Genomic DNA, 23,062 nt, shown 5'->3' on the forward strand with positions numbered 1-23,062 from the left:
CGGAAACGAGGTGACCCCGGTGTACACGCTCGCCGTGTGGTGCCCGGACTGGCCGGTGGTGGCGGCGTCGGCGGAGGCCGCCCTGCTGCCGCACGTGCCCGCCGCCGTGGTCCGGGGCAACGAGGTCGTCGCGTGCTCCGCCGTCGCCCGCGCGGAAGGCGTGCGGCGCGGTCAGCGCAAGCGCACGGCCGAGAGCCAGTGCCCCGAGCTGGTGGTCTTCGACTACGACGAGGTCCGCGACGCCCGCCTGTTCGAGCCGGTCGCGGTCGCCGTCGAAGAGCTCGCGCCCGGTATCGAGGTGGTGCGCCCCGGCCTGGTCACGGTCGCCGCGCAGGGCCCCGTCGGCTACTACGGATCGGCCGAACGGGCAGCGGAACGGATCATCGACCACATCGCCGCGCGGGTCGGCGTCGAAGCGCAGGTCGGTCTCGCGGACGGCCTGTTCGCCGCGACCCTCGCCGCCCAGCGCGGCCTGGTCGTCCCGCCCGGCGGCACCGGGGACTTCCTCGCCCCGCTGGGCATCCACGAGCTCGACCCGCCCGCCGAGCACCGCGAGGACCGCGCCGAACTGGTCGACCTGCTGCGCCGGCTCGGCCTGCGCACGCTGGGCGCGTTCGCGGGCATCCCGGAGCGCGACGTGGCCGGCCGCTTCGGCAGGCAGGCGGTGCTGGCCCACCGGATGGCCTCTGGCGTGGTGGAACGCCCCCGCGTCCGCCGCCGCCCGCCGGCGGAGCTGTCCGTCACGCAGACCCTGGACCCGCCGGTGGACCGGGTCGACGCCGCCGCGTTCGCCGCGAAAGCCCTCGCCGAACGCCTGCACCAGGTCCTCGCCGACCGGGGGCTGGCCTGCACCCGGCTGGGCATCCAGGCCACCACCGAGCACGGCGAGCAGCTGCACCGGGTGTGGCGGTGCGCGGATCCCCTGACGCCGCAAGGCATCGCGGACCGGGTGCGCTGGCAGCTCGACGGCTGGCTGACCAGGCAGCGGCTGACCTCCGGCATCCACCTCCTCCAGCTCGACCCGGAGGAGATCGTGGACGCGGGCGCGCTCCAGCTGGGCCTGTGGCCGGGTGCGGGCCAGGACCAGGGCGAAGCCGCCGAACGAGCCGCCCGCGCCATGGTCCACGTGCAGGGCCTGCTCGGTCCGGACGCGGTGCTCACCCCCGTGCCGCAGGGCGGTCGGGGGCCGGTGGAGCGGATCCGGCTGGTGCCTTGGGGCGACGAGCGCACGCCCGCGACCGACCCGGCGCAGCCGTGGCCGGGGCAGCTGCCCGCGCCGTCGCCCGCCACGGTGTTCGCGGCACCGGAGCCGGTGGCGCTGGTGGACGAGGCGGGCGGGGACGTCGTGGTCACCGGGTACGCCGAACTGGTCGTGCGACCGCACCGGATCGTGCACGGCGGCCAGGCCCGGCGGGTCGTGGCGTGGGCGGGGCCGTGGCCGGTGGACGAGCGGTGGTGGGACGACGGGCACGCCGTGCGGGCCGCCCGCCTCCAGGTGCTGGGTGCCGCGCCGAACGGGGAAGAACTGGCGTTCCTGCTGATCCGCGCGGGCGGGAAGTGGGCGGTGGAAGGGGTGTACGACTGATGTCCGGTGACTTTTCCGACGACCAGGGCCTGGCGGACTGGCTGGACGGCTTCGAACCAGGCGGACCGGGCGGACCGGGCGCGTTCCCCCGGTTCGGCAGCGGGGCCACCCGGTTCGGCGGTGCGGCGGCGGGAGCCGGCGGCCCGGCCGCCCGGTTCGACGGGGTGGGTGACGAACCCGCCTACCCGGTGAGCTTCGGCTGGGCGCCGCCGCTGATACCGCTGCCCCGCCGCGCCCCGGACGAGCTGTTCTGACGTGGGCTGGAACAACCCGCCGGTCCGCTGGTCGGAGCTGGAACACGCGCTGTCGGGCAGACCGCAGCAGCCCGACGGCGGGGACGGCCCGGCGTGGACGCGGCACCGCGAGCGGTACGAGGCCCCGCCGGACTTCGCGGTCAAGGTCGACGAGCTGGGCACGACCCGCACCCGCGTGCCGTACGTGGAGCTGCACTGCCACTCGAACTTCAGCTTCCTGGACGGCGCGAGCCACCCGGAGGAGCTGGTGGAGGCGGCGCAGCAGCTCGGGCTGGACGGGATCGCGATCACCGACCACGACGGCATGTACGGCGTGGTGCGGTTCGCGGAGGCGGCGAAGGAACTCGGTGTGCGCACCGTGTTCGGCACCGAGCTGAGCCTCGGGCTTTCCGCGCCGCAGAGCGGTTTCCCCGACCCGGAGGGCGAGCACCTGCTGCTCCTGGCGACGGGGAGGTCGGGCTACCACGCGCTGTGCCGCACCATCACCACCGGTCAGCTCGCGGCGGGCAGCGAGAAGGGCCGTCCGGTGTACTCGCTGGAGCAGGTGGTCGCGGACACCCGGGACGAGTGCGTCGTGCTCACCGGCTGCCGCAAGGGGGCGGTGCGGCGGGCGTTGGCCGCCGGGGGGCCGGAGGCGGCGTTCGAGCAGTTGCGCAGGCTGATCGACCTGTACGGCGCGGACCGGGTGTTCGTGGAGCTGACCGACCACGGCTACCCGGAGGACGGCCCGCGCAACGACCTGCTGTGGGGCATGGCGCAGGAGCTGCGGCTGCCGACCGTGGCGACGAACGCCGTGCACTACGCGGTGCCCGCGCGCGGGCGGCTGGCGGCGGCGATGGCGGCGGTGCGGGCGCGGCGCAGCCTGGACGAGATGACCGGCTGGCTGCCGCCGGGGCGCACGGCGTGCCTGCGGTCGGGGGAGGAGATGGCGCGCCGGTTCGCCCGGTTCCCCGGCGTGGTGCACCGGGCGGCCGTGCTGGGGTTGCAGTGCCAGTTCGACCTGAAGCTGATCGCACCCGAACTGCCGCCGTTCGACGTGCCGGCGGGGGAGACCGAGGACAGCCACCTGCGCAAGCTCACGTACGCGGGCGCGTCCCGGCGGTACGGCCCGCCGGAGGCGAACCCCGGGGCGTACGAGCAGCTCGAACACGAGCTGCGGATCATCGAGGACCTGGGTTTCCCGGGCTACTTCCTGGTGGTGCACGACATCGTGCGGTTCTGCCGGGAGCGCGACATCCTCTGCCAGGGCCGGGGATCGGCGGCGAACTCGGCGGTCTGCTACGCCCTGGGCATCACCAACGTCGACGCCGTCCGCTTCCACCTGCTCTTCGAGCGCTTCCTGGCCCCGGCCCGCGACGGCCCGCCGGACATCGACCTGGACATCGAGTCCGACCGGCGTGAAGAGGCCATCCAGTACGTCTACGGCAAGTACGGGCGTCGGCACGCGGCCCAGGTCGCGAACGTCATCAGCTACCGGGCCCGTTCGGCGATCCGCGACGTGGCGCGGGCCCTGGGCTACTCGGTCGGCCAGCAGGACGCGTGGAGCAAGCAGATCGACCGCTGGGGTCCGCTGCGGTCCGCCGTGGAGGAGCGGGGAATCCCCGGCCCGGTGCTGGAACTGGCCGCACAGCTGGAGAGCTTCCCGCGCCACCTGGGCATCCACTCCGGCGGGATGGTCATCTGCGACCGGCCGGTGAGCGAGGTGTGCCCGGTGGAACCCGGCCGGATGGCCGACCGCACGGTGTTGCAGTGGGACAAGGACGACTGCGCGTCCATCGGCCTGGTGAAGTTCGACCTGCTCGGCCTGGGGATGCTGTCGGCGCTGCACTACGCGATCGACCTGGTGCGCGAGCACGAGGGCGTGGAGGTCGACATGGGCGCGCTGGACCTGTCCGACCAGAACGTCTACGACATGCTGTGCCGAGCCGACTCGATCGGCGTGTTCCAGGTCGAGAGCCGCGCCCAGATGGCGACCCTGCCCAGGCTGAAGCCGCGGGAGTTCTACGACCTGGTGGTGGAGGTGGCCCTGATCCGGCCGGGGCCGATCCAAGGCGGGTCGGTGCACCCGTACATCCGCCGGCGCAACGGCGAGGAGAAGTGGCAGCACGACCACCCGTTGCTGAAAGGCGCGCTGGAGAAGACGTTGGGCGTGCCGCTGTTCCAGGAGCAGCTGATGCAGATCGCCGTGGACGTGGCCGACTTCAGTCCCGCCGAGGCGGACGAGCTGCGGCGGGCGATGGGGGCGAAGCGTTCGACGCACCGCATGGAGCGGCTGCGGGAGAGGTTCTACCAGGGCGCGAAGGCGAACGGCGTGGACGCGGAGCTGGCCGAGCAGATCTACGCGAAGCTGTTGGCGTTCGCCAACTTCGGCTTCCCGGAGAGCCACGCGCTGAGCTTCGCCCACCTGGTGTTCGTGAGCGCGTGGTTCAAGCTGTACCACCCGGCGGCGTTCTGCGCGGCGCTGCTGCGGGCCCAGCCCATGGGCTTCTACTCGCCGCAGTCCCTGGTGGCGGACGCCCGCCGGCACGGCGTGCGGGTACTGGGTCCGGACGTCAACGCCAGCCTGCCGCACGCCACCCTGGAACGCGTCGACGGCGAGCAGGCCGTCCGGATCGGCCTGGCCGGCGTGCGGACCATCGGCGACCGGCTCGCGGAGGACATCGTGGCGCAACGCCGGTCCGGCCCGTTCGCGGACATGGCGGACTTCGGTGGCCGGGTGCGCCTCACCACGGCGCAGGCGGAGGCGTTGGCGACCGCCGGCGCGTTCACCTGCTTCGGCCTGGACCGCCGAGAGGCCCTGTGGGCGGCCGGCGCGGTGGCCAAGATCCGCCCGGACCGCCTGCCGCACACCGTCGTGGGCACCACCGCGCCCGCCCTGCCGGGCATGGACGAGGTGGAGCTGGCGGTGGCGGACGTCTGGGCGATGAGCCTGTCCCCGGACAGCTTCCCCACCCAGTTCGTGCGCGAGCGCCTGACCTCGCTGGGCGCGCTGACCACGGCGGCCCTGGCCGACACGGCGAACGGCGACCGGGTCCTGATCGGCGGCGCGGTGACCCACCGCCAACGCCCGGCGACCGCAGGCGGCGTGACGTTCCTGAACATCGAAGACGAAACCGGCATGGTCAACGTCGTCTGCACGACCGGCCTGTGGGCCAGGTACCGCAAGGTGGCGAAGTCCAGCCCGGCCCTGCTGATCAGGGGAGTGGTGGAGAAGGCGGAAGGGGTGATCAGCATCCGGGCGGAACGCCTGCAGACCCTCGACATCCGCATCCCGTCCCGCTCCAGGGACTTCCGCTGACCCGCCCCATCACCCGGCACCCGCGTGCTCAAGGTGCTGACCCCGGACAACGCGCCACGCCGCTCCGGGTCTGCCAACCCGGGCCTGCGCCTCGGACCTGCGAACCCGAGGCTGCGAACCCAAAGCCTGCGAACCCGGACCCGCGCCCCCGGACCCGCGCCCCCGGACCCGCGCCCCCGGACCCGCGCCCCGGGCCCCAGGCCCTCCGAACCCGGGTCTGCGAACCCGGCCCGCGAGCCCGAAGCCAGCGAGCCCCAAGCCAGTGGACCCCGGCCGGCCCCGGCCCCGATGCGCCGCCGGTGACCGGTTCGTCGAAGGTCACGCCCTACGCCTTCGTGTACGTCGTGAAGACCACCCCCGATCCGAACGTCCGCGTCTCGGCCTTGGTGAACAGCGCCACCGGGAACTCCCCGTCGAACAGCGGGATGCCCTTGCCCAGCACGATCGGGTGGATCTTCAGGACCAGCCGGTCGATCTCCGGTACCAAGGACGCAGCGAGCTTGCCGCCGCCGCACAGGTAGATGTCCAGGCCGTCCTCGGCTTTGAGCTCGCGGACCTTCGCCGGCAGCTCGCTGCCGGGCACGACCTCCACGTCGTCCGGTGTCCCGCTGAGCGTGTCGGACACGACGTACTGGCGCAGGTGCGGATACGGGCTGGCCAACCCGCCCGGCACCTGGTACGTGCCCCGCCCCATCAGGATGGTGTCGAAGTTCGTGTTGGGCGCGTCGATGCCGAACGCCTCCCGCGCCTGGGCGGGCAGCGCGTCCGGGTACTCCTCGAAGAGCGCGGCCATGTGGTCGCCCTCGTACAGGAAGTCCCCGACGCCCCCGTCGGGCGCCGCGATGAACCCGTCCAGGGACATCGCCACCAGGTAAGTCAGATTTCGCATCAGTTTTCCCCTCGCTTCCACCACTCCCACTGTAGTACTATGGCCGCAGTGGTTGTCAAGGAGGAATCATGACCAGGAATCCGGCCAGGCGGACCGCGCTGGTCAACGCGGCGATCGACGTGCTCGCCCGCGAAGGCGCGCGGGGCTTGACGTTCCGCGCCGTCGACGCGGAGGCCGGCGTGCCCACCGGTACCGCGTCGAACTACTTCGCCAACCGCGACGACCTGCTGCGACAGGTCGGGGAACACATCCACGTCCGACTCCAGCCCGCGCCCGAACGGCTCGCCAGGATCGCGCGGGCGCACAAGGACAAGGGCCTGGTGGTGGAGCTGATGCAGGAGCTGGTGGACCGCCTCCAGCGGGACCGCGCCGGGTACCTGGCGCTGCTCGAACTGCGGCTGGAGGCGACCCGGCGCCCTCAGTTGCAGGAGGCGCTGACCAGGACGATCAGCGAGAACCTGGAGGAGAACATCCGCTTCCACCTGGACGCGGGCCTGCCCGGAGACCGCACCACCGTCGTGTCGCTGTACCTGGCGATGACCGGTCTCGTCGTAGAACACCTGACCCTTCCGGAGGTGCTGCCGGAATCGACCTTGGACGACCTGATCGTGGCGCTCGTCGACCGCGTCTAGGCGCGGTACCGGTCACCTGGCGGCTGTGACCGCCGTGTGACCGCAGGCCAAGGCTCATGCTGAGGCTGCGAGGCAGCGGGCAGACCTGACCGGATGGCGAAGTCGGCTGCGTCGTTCGGCCGCTTGCGACCCGGTCCGACCTGGTCCGACCTCGACCGAACCGCCGTGAATCGCCGGCCGGAGTCCGACCGAATTGCCTGGAGTCCGGCCGGGGATCTGACCGAAGCCGGCGGGCATCCGACCTGAGTTACCTGGAGTCCGGCCGAGGTCTGGCTGGAATCCGGCGGGGTTCTGGCCTGGCCGCGTGGTTCAGCGGCTGAAGGGACTGCCCGCGTGGGGTCAGCGGCTGAGGGGTCCGCCGATGATGGTCATCGCCACGACGATCACGGCGAATCCCAGGCCGGAGTACAGCAACGCGTCGACGCTCCTGCTGCGGATCGCGATCAGGCCCGCCTGCTCGTCCGTCACCAGCACCCGCAGCAGGGCGGCGAGCAGCAGCGCCACGCCGATCAGCACCGCGCCCTGCCGCCAGTGGTACTGCGTGATGCGCACGAGTCCCAGCACGACCACCCCCAGCACCAGCACGAACGGCAGGTGCTGACCTGCCGCTGACCGCCAGCGCTGCTCCGGCATGAGTTCCACCGCTCCGCCCTCAGGCCGTCGCCACGTCGCGCTCGGCTGCCTCGACCGTGTTGGTCAGCAGCATCGCGATGGTCATGGGGCCCGCGCCGCCGGGGATCGGGGCCAGGTACCCCGCCACCGACGCCACGTCCGGGTGCACGTCGCCGACCAGGCCGGCGTCGGTGCGGGTGATGCCGACGTCCACCACGGCCGCACCGGGCTTGACCATGTCGGCGGTGATCAGGCCGGGGCTGCCCGCGCCCGCGACCACGATGTCCGCCCGGCGCACCTCGGCCGCCAGGTCCTTGGTGCCGGTGTGGCACAGGGTCACCGTGGCGTTCTCGGAGCGGCGGGTCAGCAGCAGGCCGATCGGGCGGCCAACCGTGACGCCGCGACCGACCACGGTCACGTTCGCCCCCGCGATCGGCACTTCGTAGCGGCGCAGCAGTTCGACCACGCCGCGCGGCGTGGCGGGCAGTGGGGCCTCGTCGCCGAGGACGAGTTTGCCCAGGTTGACGGGGTGCAGTCCGTCGCCGTCCTTGCGCGGGTCGATGCGTTCCAGGATCGCGTTGGCGTCCAGGTGCTTCGGCAGCGGCAACTGCACGATGTACGCGGTGCAGGCCGGGTCGGCGTTGAGCTCGTCGATGACCGCTGCCAGCTGCTCCTGCGTGGTGTCGGCGGGCAGGTCGCGGCGGATCGACGTGATGCCGACCTTCGCGCACGCGGTGTGCTTGCCCTTCACGTACGAGTGCGAACCGGGGTCGTCGCCGACCAGCACGGTGGCCAGGCCGGGCGTCACCCCCCGCTCGACCAGTGCCGCGACTCGCGCGCGCAGGTCTTCGAAGATCGCGTCCCGGGTGGCCCTGCCGTTGAGGATCGTCGCCGTCACGCGCCCCATCTTCGCATCACCGCCGACCGGCGGGCCGGGCGACCGCTACCCCCGGCGGCAACTCACCGCCGGGCGGGGAGTGCGGCGATCCCCACCGCCAGCAGCGTCAACGCCGTCCCCACCAGCGTCACCGCCGCCGGCCGCCCGTCCGCCGCCGGAGCGACCACGTCCACCGCCAGCGCGCCCACCAACTGCCCCGCGACCTGCCCCAACCCGACCAGCAGCACCCCGCTCCACCGCACTGCCACCACCGCTGTCCCGATGGTCACCACCCCGAGGGCCCCACCCGCGTAGAACCACGGCGAGCCGGGCGCGGCGGACGGCAGCCCACGCACGGCCACATCCACCGCGCACACCGCGAGCAGCACGGCCGTCCCGGTCGCGAAGTTGACCAGCGTGGTCACCCGAGTGCTCCGCGCCGCCTCCCTGACCAGGCCGTTCACCGCCTGCTGCCACCCCAGCCCGATACCGGCCACCGCTGGGAGCAGCACCGGCCACAGCGCGGACGTCGGACCGAACTCGTCCGACACCGCCACCCCGACGGCCACCACGGCGAGCGCCGCGCCCGAGACCCGTGGCCAGGTCAACGGCTGCATCCCGGCCGGCCCGAGGCCCGCCCGATCGACCAGCAGGCTGCTCACGACCTGCGCCGCCACCACCGACACGGTGAAGGCGGCGACCCCCAGCGACGCGATCGTCAACCCCTGGGTGGACACGAAGAACGCCCCGCAAGCCCCGCCGACGCACTGCCACCAGCGGATGTCGCCGTTCCGCAACGCCTCCCGCAGCCGCACCAACCCGGCTCGCCCGGCCGCCGACGCGGGCACCGCGACCAGCAGCAACACCAGTCCGCCGCCGAACGAGACGAGCGCCGCCAGGAACCCGTCCCGGAACACGTGCCCCAGTTCGCCGTTGAGCCGTCCCTGCACGGCGAGGAACACCCCGCCCACGAAGGCGGTGAGCGCGCCGGCCATCCGCACCGAAGTCCGCTCAGCCAACGGGGCAGCCCTCCGGCGAAGGCTTCACCGACCGCACCCGGCTCGCCAGCAGCACCCCGAGCACCGCCGCCACGGCACTCGCCCCGGCCGCCGCCGCGGGTCCGACGTGGTCGAGCAGCCACCCGGCGACCGGCAGCATCGCCGCCGTCCCGGCCGTGGTGAACGCTCCCATCCACCCGAAAGCCTCGGCCTTCCGCCCGTCCGGCGCGAGGTCGCTGATGCGTTCGTTGTTGGCGGCGATCGCCGGCGCGATGGCCATCCCGCCCACGCACAGCACCAGGCCGATCAGCCACACCGACGACGGCTCCATGACCGGCGGCAGCACCGGCACCAGCGCCACCACCCCCAGCGCCAGCAGCACCATCCGCCGGGTGAACCGGACCCTGCCGCTCAACCCGCCCGCGATCAGCCCTCCCAGCACCGACCCGACGCCCCACACCGCCGTCAGCACACCGGCCATCACGGGACTGCCCAGGTCACGGGCCCAGGCGATGATCACCATGTCGACGGTCAGCAGCGAAGCGACGATGCACAGCGCGGTGACCAGCGCGAACACCATCGAACGGTCGGCCAGCAGGGTCCGGCCGCCGGGCTTGCGCTCGTGCGGCACGGGCTCGTCCAACCCGGCCCGGAGCATCGCCGCGCGGAACCCGAACGACCCGAGCACGGCCAGCGCACCGCACGTCCACAGCGCGATCTGGGGGTTCACCACCGCCACCACCACCGCGATCAGCGCGGGCCCGAGGACGTAGGTGACCTCCTGCATGGACGCCTCGACGGTGAACACGGCCTGCCGCGCCGGCCCGTGGGCCAGCCTCGGGAAACTCGCCCGGCTCAGCTGGGTCACCGGCGGCATCGACATCCCCGCCAGCGCTGCGGCCAGCACCGACAACGGCCACCAGGACGGCGACAGCAGCGCGGGGAGCAGTCCCGCCACGCCGATCGCCAGCGCGTAGCCCAACGTGGTGACCAGCAGCAACCGGCTCGCCGGGCTCCGGTCGGCGGAACGGCCGCGCAACGGGCTCGCCACCCCCAAGCCGAGCGAGAACGCGCCGCCGACCAGCCCCGCCGCCGCGTACGACCCGGTCCACCCGGCGATCAGGAACGACGTCGCCAGCGGCGTGCCGGGCAGGTGCACCCGGCCGAGCAACGACCACAGCAACAACGCGGGCAGTCCTGGGATGGCCGCGAGTTCGCGGTAGGGCCGGAGCACGTCGTCCACTCTGCACGGGAGCACCGACAAAGCCCTTCCGATTTCCGTGGGAACCCGAGGGCCTCGGTCAGCGTCAGCACCCTCAAGAGGCACAAGCGAGGGGACAGCTGTGACCGATCCCACCGGGCGCAGGGCCGAGTTGGAGGCCCGCAACGCCGCCATGCGCGAGCAGGTCGACACGCTCCTGGCGGAGCTGAAGACGAAGACGGCCGAGCTGCGGGAGACCCAGGAACGCGTCCAGGCGATCACCGCGTCGGCGGTGTCCAAGGACGGCTCGGTGCGCGCCTCCGTCGACTCCACCGGCGCGCTGACGTCCCTGGAGTTCTCCGCGAACGCCTTCGAGCGCACCACGCCGGACAAGCTGGCCCGGCTCGCCACCGAGACGGTCCTGCGAGCCGTGGCCAAGGCGCGCACCGAGTTGAACGAAGTGATCGCGCCCGCGCAGCAGGGCGGCAGCATCGACCTGTCGGAGATGCTGCCCGGCGTCCCGTCGCTGGCCGACCTCATCCCCCGGCCGCCCGCCGTCCCGCAGCCGCAGACGTCGACCCCTCGTCGTCCCGCGCCGCCCCGGGACGACGAGGACGGCGACAGCTTCATGGACAGGAGCGGCTGGTGACCGGCGGCGGTTTTCAGGTGGACGTGCCCGGCTTGCGCCGGGGTGGTGCCCAGTTCAGCGCCTCGGGTGACGCGCTCGACGGCGTGTTCCAGGCGCTCGACGGGGCGTTGCGGGCGGAAGGCCAGTGCTGGGGCGGTGACGAGTCCGGGCAGGCGTTCGCCAAGCAGTACGTGCCCAACTCCACGGCGACGCTCGACGCGTTCAAGAACCTCGCCAAGGCGCTCCAGGACATCCGCACCGGCATCGACCAGTCGGCCGACGCCTACGAGGGCTCCGACCAGGGCAACGCGACCGGGATCTCCCGGACCTACTGATCGCACTTACTGAGGGGCACAGCGGTGGGCATCGAGATCCCGAGCGAGGTCACCTGGCTCTTCCCGATCGTGGTCGGGCAGAGCTGGCCGGAGGGCGACGAGACGGCGCTGCGCCGCATGGCCGACGCCTACCGCACCGCCGCGCAGGGCGTGAAGTCGGTGATCGACGAGGCGAACGGCGCCGCGTCGACGGTGGTGGGCAGCCAGACCGGCGAAGCCGTGCAGCGGTTCGAGGAGTACTGGAAGAAGTTCGCCGACGGCGACGAGTCGTACCTGCCGAAGCTCCAGAAGATCTGTGAGCAGCTGGCGGAGAGCTGCGACAACACCGCGCTGGAGGTCGAGTACACCAAGCTGTCGATCATCGCGTCGCTGATCGCGCTGGCCATCGAGATCGCGGCGCTGGTGGCGGCGGCCTTCGGCACCTTCGGCGCGTCCACCGCGGGCATCCCCATCGCCCAGCAGGCGACCCGGCTGATCGTGCAGTTCACCTTCCGGCAGCTGGTCCTCGCGATCCTCAAAGAGGTCGCGATCTCGGTCGGCATCGACGTGGCCATCCAGGGCCTGCAGGTGGCGCGCGGCGACCGCGAGAACTGGGACTGGGGCAAGACCGGCGAGGCCGCGGTGTCCGGTGCGGTCTCCGGTCTGGTGGGTGGCGCGTCCGGCGGTCTGAAGTTCGAGGGTGGCGGTCTGCCCGGCCAGGTGGCCGTCGGTGCGACCCGCGGGGCCGTGGAAGGCGCGGTGTCGACCGTCGGCACGGCGGCCGTGATGGGGCAGGACATCAGCGCGCGGGACGTCCTCATGGGTGCGTCGGCGGGCGCGGTCTCCGGCGGGATCGGCGGTGCGAAGGACGGCCTGACCGTCGAACCGCCGCGGGTGAACGCCGGCGGGCCGGACGGTGGTCCGCCCAACCTCGGCCCGACTTCCCCACCGCCCGACCTGGGCCCGTCCGGCACGCCTGGTGGTTCGCCCGGCGGGTCTCCGGGTGGCGCTCCCGGCGGATCTCCCGGTGGATCTCCCGGTGGTGCGCCGGGTGGCGCTTCCGGCGGTCCGGGGGTCAACCGGGACGGCCTCGACCGGGTCGGCAGCGGCCCCGACTCGACTACGGCGTCTTCGGTCGCCGCGCCGCCTGCTCCTTCGGCTCCGGTTGGTGCGCCACCGCCTGTTCGTGGTGGCGACCACTCGCCTGCGCCGGGTGGATCTCCTGCGCCTTCGGGCTTCTCGGGTGGCCCTGCTCCTGCTGCGGCTCCTCCGGCTCGTCCTTCGGGTGGGTCGCTGCCGACTTCCGCCGGTACTGGCGGTGGTACGCCTTCGATCAGCGGCCGTCTCGGCGGGCCTTCGGCCGGCGGTGGTCTGCCCGGTGGTGGTGTGCCTGCCGGTGGCGGTGTGCCTGGTGGAGGTGTGCCGGGTTCGGGGTCGACGCCTGGTGGAGGTTCCGGCGGCACGCCCGTTCGTGCGACCGGTGGTCTGCCGGGTGTGCCGGGCGGGTCGGCGTTCGGTGGTCCTTCGAACCTCGGCTCGACTCCTGGTGGCACGGGTCTCAATGGCTCGACTCCTGGTGGGGCGGCGCATGGCACGCCCGGTGTCGGCTCGCCGCCCGGTGGGGCTGTGCCTGGCTCGACTCCTGGTGGGACCACTGCCGGCGGAACCACTGCCGGTGGTCCGACTCCGGGTGGCTCGACGCCGGGTGCTCCGGCTCCGGGGTCTCCGGCTCCGGGTGCGTCCACTCCGGGTGCGTCGACGCTTGGCGGTAGTCCGGCCGGCTCGACTCCTGGTGGCGCTGTTCCCGGCGGTTCTGTTCCTGGCGGTGCTGTGCCCGGTGGTGCTGTTCCGGGAGGTGCTGTGCCCGGTGGTGCTGTGCCCGGTGGTGCTGTGCCTGGAGCGGGTGTGCCGGGTGGTGCGGTGCCTGGGGCGAGTGTGCCTGGTGCCGGGCCGTTGCCCGGGGTGACCGGTGGGCCGGTGCCCGGTGTGGCTCCGGTTGCCGGCCCGGCGCCGGCCGCGCCGGTGGCTGGTCCCGGTGCCGGTTCGGGTGGCCCGGTTGCCGGCGGTCCCGTTTCCGCTGGTGCTGCTCCGGGTGGTGCTGTTCCGGGTGGTTCGCCGGCCGGGATGGGTGCGCCGATGGCCGGCGGGTTCGCTCCTCCGCCTGCCAACGCGGGCGGTGCCGGTGGTGGCGGTGGGCGGGGTCCGTCCGTGCCGACGGCCAGTGGGTTCTTCTCGGATCCGGCTCCGGGCGGGAGCGAGCACAACGTCCGGGGGACCGATGCGGTCAGTGCCAGCTCCTCGGTGACGGGGGTGCCGGTTCAACCGTTCCGGGACGCGGGGCCTGCGCCTCAGCACAACGGCTCCGGTATGCCGGAACAGCGTGGTCCGGTCGCGCCGCCTGCCGGTGGGTTCAGCCCGCCGCCGGGTGGGTTCGGGCCCCAGCCGGGGAGCTTCGGACCGACGGGTCACCAGCCTGGTGCCGGTGGTGCCGGTACCCCGTTGGCCAGGCCGGACGGTGCCACGCCGGCGCCCCGGCCAACCCCGACCGCTGCCCCGACCCCAACACCGACTGCTGCCCCGACTGCTGCCCCGACTGGTCCGGCGGCTCCGCGCGCCGACCTGGGTGCGCCGCCGCGTACGGATGGCACGGCTCCTCGGACCGAGGGTGCCGGCGCACCTCGCCCGGACTCCGGTCCCGCACCGGCCGCGCGTGGTGCCGACGCTCCGGCTCCGGCCTCTCGTGGCACGGACGCTCCGGCCTCCCGTGGTCCGGAAGGTCCGGCTTCGCGTGGCACGGACGGCCCGGTCCCGACCACTGACGGCCCGGTCCCCGCGACCGATGGTCCGACGCCGTCCACGGAAGGTCCGGTCCCGACCACAGACAGCGCCACCACCGACAGCCCGATCACCGACAGCCCGGCGACCGACGGCCGGACCACCGACGCCGACCCGACCGCCACCCCCGGCGACGAGCATTCCCCGGTCTCCGGTCACGAGTGGCCCGCCGACGCCGACGCGACGACCACCGACCCCACGACCGACCCGACCACCACCGATCCCACCCCCGCGGACCCGGCCGCGACGACGGATCCGTTCCCCCACAAGGGAGTCTGGGGCAACCCGGCCGGCGTGGTGCCGGGCTTCTCGCACGACGGCCCGTACCACTCGGTCCACGACAGCACGGGGCCCGGGGACCGCGAAGTCGGCACCTACGACCAGCGCGCCGCCGCCCTCGTCGAACCCACCTACCAGCCCTACGGCCCGCACGGCAGCTACCAGCCGTTCATCGACGCCCACTCCCACCCGGACGGCTCGATCGCCTGGCCACCCAACCAGGGCGCGGACGGCCCCCGCGTGGTCGTGGAACTGCCCGCCGGCACGGTCCTGGACCGGTTCGGCAGCCCGAACGGCGACTTCCTCTCGCCGCTGCGCCCCGACGGTCAGCCCTACGGCTTCGGCGAGCGCGCGATCCTGCCCGACAGCCTCGGCAAGGGCTACCACGTCTACGTCCTGGACGCCCCGCTCACCGTCGAACTCGCCCCGGTCGCCCCCGCCTTCGACCAGCCCGGCGGCGCACGCCAACTCCAACCGGTCGCGCACCCGTCGCTGATCGACCCCGCCACGGGCCAGATGAGCGTCCAACGCCTGCTGGACCTGGGCGTGATGCGCGAGGTCGACGTGCCGCCCGCGGACGGCCGGGTGCTGGCACCGGACTTCGGCACGTTCGACAGCGAGGGCAACGTCCTCCGGCCGGACACGGCCAGTGTCGCCGAGGCCCACGACGGCGCGTTCGACGACTACACCCCCGCGGACGGCCCGGCCACCCACACCCCGAACGCCGACCTCGGCCCGGTCGCCCACCAAGGCCCGATCCCGCTCGGCGAGGTCTCCCAGCGGGTCGACCAGGCCATCCGGAACAGCCAGGTCACGGACTCCGGCGTCGCCCTGCACACCGAGGACCGGCTGCGCGACCTGTCCGGCCGCATCCCGGCCGACGACCGCCACGCCGTGCTGGACGTCCACACGGACGGCGACGGCGTCCGGATCGGCGACACCCGCTACACCCGCGCCGAACTGGTCGAGCTGATCGGCAACCACCCGGACCTCGCGGGTCGGCCGATCATGTTCGTCGGCTGCGACGCGGGCGCCGGCGGCGAGAACAGCCTGGCCGCGCACGTCGCCCGCGAGACCGGCCAGCCGGTCACCGCGCCGGACAGCCTCGCCTGGTCCGACCAGCACGGCAACGTCTACGCCGGCTCCCCGAACGAGGCCGGCGGCCCGCGGATCCCGCCGGACGGCGGCTGGCACACCTTCGAGCCCGACGGCACGAGCACCCCGGTCGGCGAGAACGGCATGCCGCCCGGCCACGAGCCCAAGGGCGACCTCGCCACCGACGACCAGGCGCACCGGGGCCGGCAGGACATCGAGCCGCAGGTGCAGACGCCGTGGCAGGAGCCGGAGACGCAGCACCGGCAGACCGTCCAGCTGGACGACGACCACTCGCTGTTCGACGGCCGCGAGCTGCCCCGTGACACCCGTATCGAGGTGCAGAGCCCGAACGGCGACGTCCGCACGGTCGTGCACGTGGACGCGGACGGGAACGTCCACGTGGACGCGATCGCGCCCAACACGCGCCACGGAGACAACCCGGAGGTCATGCACCCCGCGCCGAACGCCCACTACCGGGTGGAGACCGGCCACCGGCAGGACGCGTTCGTGGCCAACGCGGACGGCACCCGCCAGACGACCCCGGACACCGTCCGGATCGGCGGCCAGGACGTCCCGATCCAGCGCACGAACACCATCGACCCGCCGCCGAACCCGGCCAACGGCCGCGTCACCATCGCCCCGGACCACCCGATGGCACCGCGACCGGGGGAGCCGTTCACCGCGCGCACCGACCTCCCGCAGGACACCCGCATGGAGGTCTACGACACCGACGGCAACTACCGGGGCACGGTGCAGACCGACGTCGACGGCCGTCCGCAGTGGATCGCCGCGCCGGACTTCATCGGCGACACGCGCAACCCGGAGGTCACGCACCCGATCGGCGGCGCGAACTACAACATCGACCGGGGACCGCTGCACCAGGAGTTCACCACCGACGCGAACGGCCACCCGCAGAACGCGGTGGACGGCACCGCGCCGGAGCACCGCAACCAGCAGTCGGTGAACGACGTGCGGCAGGGCGAGCCGTTCAGCCGCCCCGGCCAGGTGCACGACGCGAACACCGAGTACACGGTCAGCGACGAGCACGGCCAGCGGCGCGGCCGGTTCATCACCGACGACAACGGGCACGTCGTGTTCGAGGAGACCCATTCGGGTCAGCGCAGCCGGGTGAACTCGGAGATCACCCAGGCCCCGGCGGGCGCGCACGTCACGTCGGACGGCTTCTACGGCCTCGGCCGCGCCGAACAGCCGGCCCGCACCTGGCCCGCGCCCGCGAACGGCGAGGTCCAGCTGCGGATGCAGCGGACCAGGGTGGGCGACGAGTACGTCTACTCGGTGCAGGTGGTCGGCGGGATGCCCGCGCACTGGACGCCGGACCAGCGCGCGTCGGTGAGCAGGCCGTTCGGCAACGGCGACCCGTTCGCGTCACGGCCGGGCCTGCCGCCGAACACCCGGTTCGTGCTGGACGACCACCGGAAGCAGGGCTACGGCACGTTCCAGACCGGCGACGACGGCGCGGTGTCGCACGTCCACACGTTCCGCCCGTTCAGCCCGGACCTGAACAACCCGCTGCCGAACGCCACGCTGACCGCCGACAACGGCATGTGGCAGGGGCGCACGAACGGCGACGGCGAGACCGTCGCCACCACCGGCCGCCCGGACATCACCTCCGGCGGCGCGATCCGCCGGGACGGCAGCGCCCAGGTCGAGGTGGGCAGCCACGGGGAGGTCGACCGCAACGGGAAGAAGCTCTCCGACGGCGGCCACCACCAGGGCAACGAATTGGGTTTCCCGGCCGAGGCGGCGAACCAGTCCAGTCAGCAGCGCGACCAGAACCAGGGCAACGGGCGCCCGGCGTTCGTGTCGGCGGAGACCTGGCACCGGATGGAGCGGGACCGGTCGAAGTTCATCAGGGCCGGCGGTACGGTCGAGATCATCGACACCTTCGCCCTGCGCGACCCGCTCCAGCGCCACCCGCACACGTACCAGACCCGGTGGCGCGTGACGCTCGCCGACGGCACGACCGAGATCTACGTCAGGAGCTACCCGAATGAGCACAACGCAGCCCTCTGGCCGGCCGACTTCTGAGCAGCGCCACGACGAGCTGCTCCAGCGCATCGGCGGCCTGCTGCTGGACGCCGCTCCGGAGGACTTCCGACGCATCGACCTGCTGGTGCGGATGACGGTCTCGGTGCAGGACCTGGCGCTGACGGTGTACCGGCCGGACGGGTCGACGCCGGAGGTGCTGCCGCCGGAGGAGCTGACGGCGGCGTTCCAGGAGATGCGCCAGGTGCTCTACCAGCCGGGCCGGGGCGCGTGGTTCTCCTGCCGGTGCGTGGTGAACGCGCCGGTGCGGATCGACATCACGTACAACTTCGACCACGACCCGCAGTTCTCCCCCCCGGTCCCCGCCGCGGACTTCGCGCGTGACCTGAAGGTCTTCCCCCGGGACGAGGCCTTCGTGCCGGACTGGCTGCGGGCGAAGCTGACCGAGGCCGCTACCGAGGAGCAGAACGCATGACCGCGCCGCAGTTGGACATCGAGGACCAGAACGCGATCCTCGGCTCGGTCACCACGCTGCTGGTGCAGCGGCTCCCCGGCGACTGGGAGCAGCTGTGGGTCGACTTCCGGATGGTGGGCTCCTACCTGGAGGTCGAGGCGTCCGGGCTGACCATCTTCGGCGGTTCGTTCCAGTGGCAGCCGCCGGACGAGGTGCTGCCGTTCTTCGTGCGGCTGCGCGAGGGCATGGCGCGTCCGGGCAAGGGCACCTGGTTCGCCACCAAGCTGCACCTGGTGCACCCGGACACCTACTCGGCCGAGTTCAACCGGGACCACGAGCCGGACTGGACGTCCCCGCCCGCGGCCGAGCACCACCGCGCGGAGCTGGAGCTGCACCCGCGCGACAACCCGCCGGACTGGCTGGCGGCCAAGGCCGGGCTGACCCCCGCGTCGGCGCCGGGCCTGATCGCCGCGCCGGTGTTCGACGGCGTGGACGCGCAGGGCCTGCCGACGCACGACCGGCCCGGCGTGCACCCGCAGGAGCGGGACGACGTGCTGGACTACCTGGAGAACGCGCCCGTCGTGCTGGCGGCCCGCTCGTACGGGCCGGACGCGTTCAAGCCGGACGCGACGCCCGCCGTGCCGATGACCTTCCACACCGACGGCACGTGGGTGTGGCCCGGCAGCGTGGCCTACTACCTGCGTCAGCACAACGTGCCCCCGGTGCCACAACTCGTGCAGCACATCCGGGACCACGGGTACGCGGTGCCGCAGGTCTCCCCGGAGGCGCAGAGCGCCGCCACGGCCGTCGCGACCGGCCAGGCGGAGGGCGCGCCGCTGCCCGAGCACCGGCCCAGGCGGGTCGGCGAGGCCGACCAGCGGGCGCTCGACCACCTCAAGGCCCGGCTCGACCACTACGGCGTGCGCGAGGACGAGTACGGGATCGTCGAGCCGAAGCCGGACGCGCTGGTGCTGGAGCCCGCGCCCGGCCAGGCCGGCTGGCAGGTGCAGTTCTGGGACGCGAACCGGGGACCGCACGGCAGCCCGAAGGTCTACCAGCACGCCGTGGACGCCGCGAAGGCGCTGCTGGCGCAGCTGCTGTGGCAGGACGACCGGGACGACCTGCGGGCGGGCAACCAGGCGCAGGTCGTGCAGCCGGTGGCGGACATCCAGCCGCTGCCGGACGAGCCGCCGCTGTCGCTGTTCCGCGACCGGGAGGCCGTCGTGCTGCCGGCGGGCACCGAACTCGACCGGTTCGGACCGGAGACCGGCAACCTGGTCTACGCGGCGGGCACCATGTTCGGCAACCGGTCGTTGCCACCGGATTGGCTGAATCGTCGCTACCACGTGTATCGGGTGCAGAAGCCGGTGCCCGCGCTCAAGGGCGTCGCGGTGCCGTGGTTCGGCCAGGTCGGCGGCGGCACCGGGTACTTCCTGGCGCAGCCGGTACGCGCGCTGCTGGCCGACGGGAGCCTGGTGGAGGTGCCCGAAGCGACCACCGGACCGCCGTCGCCCGAGGTCTAGATTCCGGCCGCGAGGTGTGGTTCGTCCGTTCGGCCCAGCGGGGTCACGTGCGGGCACAGGGAGTCGCGGGGGAAGATGGTGCACGTGTCCGAGCCGAAGCCGTTGAACCCGACCGAGCAGGACGCGCTGGTCAAGCAGATCGGCCTGACGCTGATGCGGGCCGCCCCGGAGGACTGGCGGCACGTGACGGCGGAGTACCGCGCCACCGGTCGGTACTTCGAGCTGGCCGCCGAGGTGCGGTCGGCCGACGGCACCATGCGCGTCTGGTCCCCGCCGCAGGAAGTGGCGGGGCTGTTCTCGCGCCTGCGTGCGGGCATGTACCGGGAGGGCCGGGGCAGCTGGTCCAACGCCCGCTACCAGCTCGACCACCCGTCCAGCTACAACCTGGACTTCGACCGCGCGGAACCCGTGTGGCAGACGCCACCGCCGCCACAGGCGTACGTCGACGAGATGCGGTTCTTCCCGCGCGCCGACGAGAACGTGCCGGAGTGGCTGCGCCGCCGGCTCGTCCCGCAGCCCGCCCCGCAGCCGGCCCAGGCCGCGCCGCAGCCGCCGCGCGGCTTCCGCACGGCCCGCGTGTTCGACGGCGCGGGGCCCGGCGGGCGCCCGTCGGTGAACCGCCCGCCGATCCCCGAGGGCGACCACGAGCTGCTGCTCGCCTACCTGGACCGCGCGCCGGTCGCGGTGATCGGCCGGGGCTTCGACGCCGACGTGCTCAACCCGGACGCGCCGGCCGTGGTGCCGGTGGCGTTCCAGACCGACGGCCACTGGATCTGGCCCGCCGCCGTGGGCTACTACCTGCGCGCGTACGGCGTGCCGCCGGAGCCGGAGCTGGTCGAACGGGCCAAGGCGAACGACTACCTGCTGCCCGAGGTGCCCGAGGACGCCCGGGTCGCCGCCGCCGCGAACCTGGGCGCGCCCGCCGCGCCCCGCGACACCGCTCTGCCGGTGGCCGAGGTCCCGGAACCGGAAGCCGAGTCGTTCGAGGAGTTCGCGGAGCACGACGAGCCGGTGGAGGTGGGCGCGACGGTCGCCGCCCCGCTGCCCGAACTGCTCGCCGACGCCGAGCCCGAGTACACCGACCCGGGGTACGCCACGCCCCAGCACGCCGATCACGGACACACCGAGCACGGACACACCGAGCACGGACACCCTGATCACGACCACGTCGAGCACGGACACGACGAGCTCGACCACGGTGGGCTCGCGCACGCCGAACTCGGACGCGCCGAGCTCGGCCACGGCGAGGTCGGGCACGCCGAACCCGAGGTCGCCGCGCCGGCCGACGTCGAGAGGACCGCGAACCTCACCGAGATCAAGCCGGAGGTCGTCGAGTTCGCCCAGGACGGCCCGCCGTACCGGGTGCGGTTCGAGGACGACGGCCCGGTCATCGACGACCGCTACCGGCGCGAGTCGTACGTGGACGGCATGGACCTGTTCGCGCCCGCCCGCTACGACCGCGAGCTGAACGACACCCAGGCGTGGAGCCCGTTCGCCGACGAGGGGCCCGAGCCGGAGGAGGCGGAGGAGACCGCCGAGGTGACGGCGATCGCCGGCGAGCCGGTGCTGGAGGAGCCGTCGGAGGAGGAACCCGACCTCGCCGACGTGCCGGTCGCGGAGGTCTCGCAGGAGGCCGAGGTCGAGCGGGCCGAGGACGAGCCGGAGGAGACCGAGCGGACCACCGAGTTCGAGGTCGACCAGGACGAGCTGTTCCACGAGCAGTCCTACACCGAGCAGCCGTACACCGAGCAGTCCTACACCGAGCAGCCGACGTTCGCCCAGCAGCAGCCGTTCGCGGAGCAGCAGCAGTTCGGCGACCAGCAGTTCGCGGACCAGCAGGGGTTCGGCGAGCAACAGCAGTTCAGCGAGCAACAGCAGTTCGGTGAACACCAGCAGTTCGGCGAGCAGGGACAGCTCGCGGGCCGGCAGCAGTTCGCTGAGCAGCAGTTCGGTGAGCAGCAGTTCACCGACCAGGCGGACTACGCCGAAGATCACTCCTTCGAGGACGCCGAACCCGGACCGGCGGTCGAGCCGAGGCAGGTCACGCCGGAGGAGGAACGCGAACTCTCCGGCGTCCGCCGCGCCCTGGACGACCTGGACGTGCCACCCGCCGCCTACCGCTTCGGCGAACCCGTCGACCGCACGTGGCTGCTGCGCACCGAGGGGCAGGACTGGGAGGTCTCGTGGTTCGACCACGGCCCGACCAACCCGGTCCGCTTCGACCGCGTGGAGGACGCCGCCGCCTACCTGATCGGCAAGCTCGTCCTCACCGGCCGCCGCGCCCCGCGCCCGCTGCCCCCGCCGCCACCGCGCAACCAGCCCCAGCGCCCGCCGGCCGGCGAGGGCTTCCGCGAGGAACCGCCACGCCCACCGGCCAACGACGGCTTCCGGGACGAGCAGCACCGTCCGCACGCGGAAGGCTTCCGCGACGAGCCGCAGCGCCCGCCGATGAACAACGGCTTCCGCGACGACCGCCGACCCGTCCCGCCGCCGCCGCAGCCGTCGCGCCCGGAGCCCCAGGCGGACGCCCCCAAGACCCGCAACTGGCCGATCAGCCCGATGAGCGGCGAACCGCCGCTCACCCTGTTCCGGCACAAGCAGATGATCGAGCTGCCGACGGGCATGGAGGTGGACCGCTTCGGCGACGGCAGCGGCAACCTGGTCTACGCCGCCGGCACCCCGTTCGCCGAGCGCTCGCTGGTCCCGTCGTGGATCAACCGCCCGTACCGCGTCTACCGCCTGCGCCGCCCGGTAGAGGTGCTGACCGGGGTGGCGGTGCCGTGGTTCGAGCAGCCCGGCGGCGGCACCGCCTACCTGCTGCCCAAGTCGGTGGAGGACATGCTGGCCGAGGGCGTCCTGGTGGAGGTCGCCAACCAGGAGGCCCCGACCCACTAGTCCACGCCCCGACCCACTAGTCCACGCGCAGCCCGTGCGCGGCGGCGAAGGCCACGGCCGTCTCCAGGTCGACCCGAGCCCCGCGCAGGGCGCCCGCGACCAGCCCGTCCGCGCTCAACCGCGCGCCGCGCAGGTCCGCACCGTCGAACCGGCAGTCGCGCAGCCGCGCCCCGGTGAGGTCGGCGTCGCGCAGGTCCGCGTCCCGCAGGTCGGCGTTTTCCAGGTTGGCCTCCCGCAGCCGCAGCCCCTTCAGCGACGCCTTGCGCAGCAACGCCTGCGACAGTCCGACGAGCGTGAGATCGGTCTCCTCCAGCGAGACGGACCGCAGCGCGCAGTCGACGAACGTCGAACCCAGCAACGTGCACGCCCGGAACGACGCGGACGCCAGCACGGCCCGGTCGAACCGGCACGACCGGAACGCGGTGGCGGTGTGCGCGGAGTCACCCAGGTCCGTGCGGTCGAACCGGCAGTCGGTGAAGGTGCAGCCCGACGTCACCAGTCCCCGCAGGTCGGCTTCGGTGAAGTCGCAGCGGACGAACGAACGCCCTTCCCACCGCTGTCCGGCCAGCACGGCGTCGCTGTAGTCCTCGTCGGCTTCGATGATGTCCACTGTCACACCTTGTCATCGTTCAGCGGTTGGTAACCTCACCGCGTCGGGCAAACCGCCCGGTGCGCCGGTCCCGGAG

At 73.2% G+C, this 23,062-nt stretch carries 17 protein-coding genes and 1 pseudogene; 12 read left to right on the forward strand and 6 right to left on the reverse strand.

What is annotated here, in order from left to right; genetic code table 11:
• The first annotated feature begins 10 nt into the window (after positions 1–10).
• The 3 genes from FHS29_RS07635 to FHS29_RS07645 are packed head-to-tail and all read left to right on the forward strand — an operon-like array spanning position 11 to position 5,137.
• Positions 11–1,585: a DNA polymerase Y family protein gene (locus FHS29_RS07635; protein ID WP_184689541.1), complete on the forward strand. Its 1,575-nt coding sequence runs from the start codon at positions 11–13 to the stop codon at positions 1,583–1,585.
• Positions 1,585–1,839: a hypothetical protein gene (locus FHS29_RS07640; RefSeq protein ID WP_184689543.1), complete on the forward strand. Its 255-nt coding sequence runs from the start codon at positions 1,585–1,587 to the stop codon at positions 1,837–1,839. The genes FHS29_RS07635 and FHS29_RS07640 overlap by 1 nt, the downstream gene beginning before the upstream one ends.
• Before the next feature lies 1 nt (position 1,840).
• Positions 1,841–5,137, forward strand: coding sequence for an error-prone DNA polymerase (locus FHS29_RS07645; protein ID WP_184689545.1), 3,297 nt, complete (start codon positions 1,841–1,843; stop codon positions 5,135–5,137).
• Between the two features lie 325 nt (positions 5,138–5,462).
• Here FHS29_RS07645 and FHS29_RS07650 read toward each other — a convergent pair whose 3' ends face one another.
• Positions 5,463–6,026, reverse strand: a complete 564-nt coding sequence (locus FHS29_RS07650; protein WP_184689546.1) for a dihydrofolate reductase family protein — start codon at positions 6,024–6,026, stop codon at positions 5,463–5,465.
• Positions 6,027–6,094: 68 nt separating this feature from the next.
• Between FHS29_RS07650 and FHS29_RS07655 the strand changes: the two genes are divergently transcribed.
• Positions 6,095–6,658 (forward strand): TetR/AcrR family transcriptional regulator, encoded by a 564-nt coding sequence (locus FHS29_RS07655; RefSeq protein ID WP_184689548.1) that lies wholly within the window; start codon positions 6,095–6,097, stop codon positions 6,656–6,658.
• A gap of 339 nt (positions 6,659–6,997) precedes the next feature.
• On the opposite strand, the gene FHS29_RS07660 is transcribed toward FHS29_RS07655, so the two are convergent.
• The 4 genes from FHS29_RS07660 to FHS29_RS07675 all read right to left on the reverse strand — a co-directional run bounded on the left by FHS29_RS07660 (position 6,998) and on the right by FHS29_RS07675 (position 10,379).
• A complete protein-coding gene (locus FHS29_RS07660) occupies positions 6,998–7,291 on the reverse strand; it encodes a DUF3017 domain-containing protein (protein WP_184690053.1) in 294 nt (97 codons plus the stop codon).
• Positions 7,292–7,310: 19 nt separating this feature from the next.
• Complete coding sequence (locus FHS29_RS07665; protein WP_184689550.1) at positions 7,311–8,168, reverse strand: bifunctional methylenetetrahydrofolate dehydrogenase/methenyltetrahydrofolate cyclohydrolase; 858 nt, start codon at positions 8,166–8,168, stop codon at positions 7,311–7,313.
• A gap of 62 nt (positions 8,169–8,230) precedes the next feature.
• Positions 8,231–9,166 carry a DMT family transporter gene (locus FHS29_RS07670; RefSeq protein WP_246440005.1) on the reverse strand — a complete coding sequence of 312 codons (936 nt, stop codon included), beginning with the start codon at positions 9,164–9,166 and terminating at the stop codon, positions 8,231–8,233.
• Positions 9,159–10,379 carry an MFS transporter gene (locus tag FHS29_RS07675; RefSeq protein WP_312864811.1) on the reverse strand — a complete coding sequence of 407 codons (1,221 nt, stop codon included), beginning with the start codon at positions 10,377–10,379 and terminating at the stop codon, positions 9,159–9,161. The genes FHS29_RS07670 and FHS29_RS07675 overlap by 8 nt, the downstream gene beginning before the upstream one ends.
• Positions 10,380–10,488: 109 nt before the next feature.
• Here FHS29_RS07675 and FHS29_RS36650 point away from each other — a divergent pair, with 109 nt between their 5' ends.
• The 8 genes and pseudogenes from FHS29_RS36650 to FHS29_RS07715 all read left to right on the forward strand — a co-directional run bounded on the left by FHS29_RS36650 (position 10,489) and on the right by FHS29_RS07715 (position 22,376).
• Positions 10,489–10,995 (forward strand): YbaB/EbfC family nucleoid-associated protein, encoded by a 507-nt coding sequence (locus FHS29_RS36650; protein ID WP_312864812.1) that lies wholly within the window; start codon positions 10,489–10,491, stop codon positions 10,993–10,995.
• Positions 10,992–11,309, forward strand: a complete 318-nt coding sequence (locus tag FHS29_RS07685) for a WXG100 family type VII secretion target (protein WP_184689555.1) — start codon at positions 10,992–10,994, stop codon at positions 11,307–11,309. Before FHS29_RS36650 ends, FHS29_RS07685 begins: the two co-directional genes overlap by 4 nt.
• A 69-nt stretch (positions 11,310–11,378) precedes the next feature.
• Positions 11,379–11,723: pseudogene (locus FHS29_RS38630) on the forward strand (WXG100-like domain-containing protein); the annotation flags it as partial.
• A 1,327-nt stretch (positions 11,724–13,050) separates the two neighbouring features.
• A complete protein-coding gene (locus tag FHS29_RS07695; RefSeq protein WP_184689559.1) occupies positions 13,051–13,254 on the forward strand; it encodes a hypothetical protein in 204 nt (67 codons plus the stop codon).
• A gap of 401 nt (positions 13,255–13,655) precedes the next feature.
• Entirely contained in the window at positions 13,656–17,546 is a 3,891-nt protein-coding gene (locus FHS29_RS37615; protein ID WP_281391540.1) for a glycohydrolase toxin TNT-related protein, read from the forward strand.
• Entirely contained in the window at positions 17,509–17,979 is a 471-nt protein-coding gene (locus FHS29_RS07705) for a hypothetical protein (protein WP_184689563.1), read from the forward strand. Before FHS29_RS37615 ends, FHS29_RS07705 begins: the two co-directional genes overlap by 38 nt.
• Positions 17,976–19,481, forward strand: coding sequence for a TNT domain-containing protein (locus FHS29_RS07710; protein ID WP_184689565.1), 1,506 nt, complete (start codon positions 17,976–17,978; stop codon positions 19,479–19,481). The genes FHS29_RS07705 and FHS29_RS07710 overlap by 4 nt, the downstream gene beginning before the upstream one ends.
• Positions 19,482–19,565: 84 nt before the next feature.
• Entirely contained in the window at positions 19,566–22,376 is a 2,811-nt protein-coding gene (locus tag FHS29_RS07715) for a TNT domain-containing protein (RefSeq protein ID WP_184689567.1), read from the forward strand.
• 16 nt (positions 22,377–22,392) lie between these two features.
• On the opposite strand, the gene FHS29_RS07720 is transcribed toward FHS29_RS07715, so the two are convergent.
• Positions 22,393–22,980: a pentapeptide repeat-containing protein gene (locus tag FHS29_RS07720; protein WP_184690057.1), complete on the reverse strand. Its 588-nt coding sequence runs from the start codon at positions 22,978–22,980 to the stop codon at positions 22,393–22,395.
• Between the last annotated feature and the right edge of the window lie 82 nt (positions 22,981–23,062).

The sequence above is a fragment of the Saccharothrix tamanrassetensis genome (assembly GCF_014203665.1).
Lineage (GTDB): Bacteria > Actinomycetota > Actinomycetes > Mycobacteriales > Pseudonocardiaceae > Actinosynnema > Actinosynnema tamanrassetense.

Excerpts from the sequence above, each read along its gene's own strand:
- FHS29_RS07640 (WP_184689543.1), top strand. The coding sequence starts at position 1,585 with ATGTCCGGTGACTTTTCCGACGACCAGGGCCTGGCGGACTGGCTGGAC.
- FHS29_RS07650 (WP_184689546.1), bottom strand. The coding sequence starts at position 6,026 with ATGCGAAATCTGACTTACCTGGTGGCGATGTCCCTGGACGGGTTCATC.
- FHS29_RS07655 (WP_184689548.1), top strand. The coding sequence starts at position 6,095 with ATGACCAGGAATCCGGCCAGGCGGACCGCGCTGGTCAACGCGGCGATC.
- FHS29_RS07705 (WP_184689563.1), top strand. The coding sequence starts at position 17,509 with ATGAGCACAACGCAGCCCTCTGGCCGGCCGACTTCTGAGCAGCGCCAC.
- FHS29_RS07660 (WP_184690053.1), bottom strand. The coding sequence starts at position 7,291 with ATGCCGGAGCAGCGCTGGCGGTCAGCGGCAGGTCAGCACCTGCCGTTC.
- FHS29_RS07710 (WP_184689565.1), top strand. The coding sequence starts at position 17,976 with ATGACCGCGCCGCAGTTGGACATCGAGGACCAGAACGCGATCCTCGGC.
- FHS29_RS37615 (WP_281391540.1), top strand. The coding sequence starts at position 13,656 with ATGCCGGAACAGCGTGGTCCGGTCGCGCCGCCTGCCGGTGGGTTCAGC.